This window comes from Kitasatospora sp. NPDC054768, from assembly GCF_053612025.1.
Genome location: NZ_JBSHBN010000331.1, coordinates 1 through 1,995, shown reverse-complemented (window position 1 = coordinate 1,995; position 1,995 = coordinate 1). Strand labels below are relative to the sequence as shown.

Annotated in this window: 2 pseudogenes; both read left to right on the top strand. The window is 72.7% G+C overall.

Annotation, left to right across the window (positions count from 1 at the left end):
• A pseudogene (locus ACWGKU_RS40900) lies at positions 1–209 on the top strand (NAD(P)/FAD-dependent oxidoreductase); the annotation flags it as partial.
• Positions 210–415: 206 nt separating this feature from the next.
• Positions 416–1,693 (top strand): annotated as a pseudogene (locus tag ACWGKU_RS40895) (SpoIIE family protein phosphatase); the annotation flags it as partial.
• Positions 1,694–1,995 lie beyond the last annotated feature (302 nt).

The following is a 1,995-nucleotide window of genomic DNA, read 5'->3' as shown; positions in this document are numbered from 1 at the left end:
CCTGGTGGCTGCACCGGGCCCGGCACCTGCGGCGGCTGCCGAGCGCCGAGCGCCGGGTGCGGGTGCTGATGGACTGGGTGCTCGGCGGGATGTTCTCCCGGGAGGTGGTCTCGCTGGGCGCGATGGAGCACCCGCGTTCGGCTTTCGAGGGAGGGTTCGGCCCGAGGTCCGACCGGCCGTCCGACGGCGGACCGGATGCCGCCCGGTGACCCCACCGGTCGACCCGGGCCGGCGGCGGGCCGAACGACGGGCCGGAGGGTGGATCGGAGGGCGGAACGGACGGCCACGCCGGGCGCGCGACTTCCGGAACCGGGCCTCCGCCTGACAGGATCAGCCCGACCTGGTCATTACCCCGTGTGCTGCTGCGCACACAAAAAGTGATGATATGCCTGGAAAACGAGGAAGCGGCCGTCGTTTGAACCTCATGCGCTGGAGCGCCCGGCTGGCCGGAGTCCCCTGGCGTGCCCTCCCGCCCCACGGGACCGGCACCGAGGACGGAGCCCCCTGCCCCGACGGCGTCGTCGTACCCGGCCCCCGCGACCCGAGCAGCCCCGCCGCCACCGCCGAACTGCTCGACCCGCACAAGCCGCAGAACCTGCGCGAGGTCCTCAACCGCATCCCCGCCCCGGTCGCCGTCACCTACGGCCCGCTCCACCAGCTCGGCTACGCCAATCGGGCCTACCGCGAACTCTTCGGCGAACGCCCCACCGGCCTGCCCGCCGCCGAGGCCCTCCCCGAGCTCGCCACCATGGGCGTCCTGCCCCTGATGGACCAGGTCATCCGCGGCGGCCGCCCGCGCAGCGTCAAGGCCCGCTGCATCCTCGGCCTCACCGGCAACCGCTACTACAACGTCTCCTGCGTCCCGCTCGGCACCGGGGAGAACGGCGACGCCCCCACCGAGGGGCCGCCCGCAGGAGTGCTGATCTTCGCCGCCGAGGTCACCGACCAGGTCCTCGCCGCCGCCCGCCTGCGCGAAGCCGAACGACGCCAGCGCGAGGCCGCCGTCACCCTCCAGCGCAGCCTGCTCCCGCAGAAGCTCGACCAGCCGGCCGGCCTGCGGGTCGCCGCCACCTACCAGCCGGGCGGCGCCGAGGCCGCGGTCGGCGGCGACTGGTACGACGTGATCGCCATCGACGGCGGGCGCACGGCACTCGTCATTGGCGACGTCATGGGCCGCGGTCTGCGCGCCGCCGCCGTCATGGGCCAGCTGCGTACGGCCGTCCGCGCCTACGCCCGCCTCGACCTGCCCCCGCACGAGGTGATGCGCCTGCTCGACGGCCTCGCCATGGAGATCGACGCCAACCAGATCGCCACCTGCACCTACGCCGTCTGGGACCCGCGGCGCCGCACCCTCTCCTACGCCTCCGCCGGACACCTCCCCGTACTCCTGCGCTGCCCGGACGGCACCATCCTGCGCAGCGAGGAACAGAACGGCCCGCCGCTCGGCACCGGCGGCGGCCTGCACGTCTCCCACACCCTGCGCCTGCTCCCCGGTACGACCGGCGTCCTCTATACCGACGGACTGGTCGAGCGCCGGGACGAGGACATCGACCAGGGCCTCGACCTCCTGGCCCGCACCCTGGCCGGAGCCATGGGCGCCCCCGAGGTGATCTGCGCCCGGCTGCTGCGGGCGATGGGCGTGACCTCCGAGCACGACGACGACGTCGCCGTCCTGGCCTTCCAGCTGCCGGCGGAGGAGGAGGCCGAGAAACCGGTTGCGCCGGTTGACTCGGCGAGGCCGGAGGTCTAGTGTTCTTCGAGCTGCCTGGCAGGGAGCACCGGACACGCGTCAGCGCGGACGGTCCCGGGGCAGCCAATCCTCTGAAACACCACTTCCCGGTTCGGGCCGGGTCGCTTCGTCGTTTTCACGTTGCGGCCTGGTGCTTATTCGGCGTGCGCATTTTATTGGGTTGCGGTCGGATTCGCTTTTCGGAGCGGGGATCGGCTAGAGTTTGAAACGTCGGACGGGGCGTCAAACCCCGGAAGACACCGGCG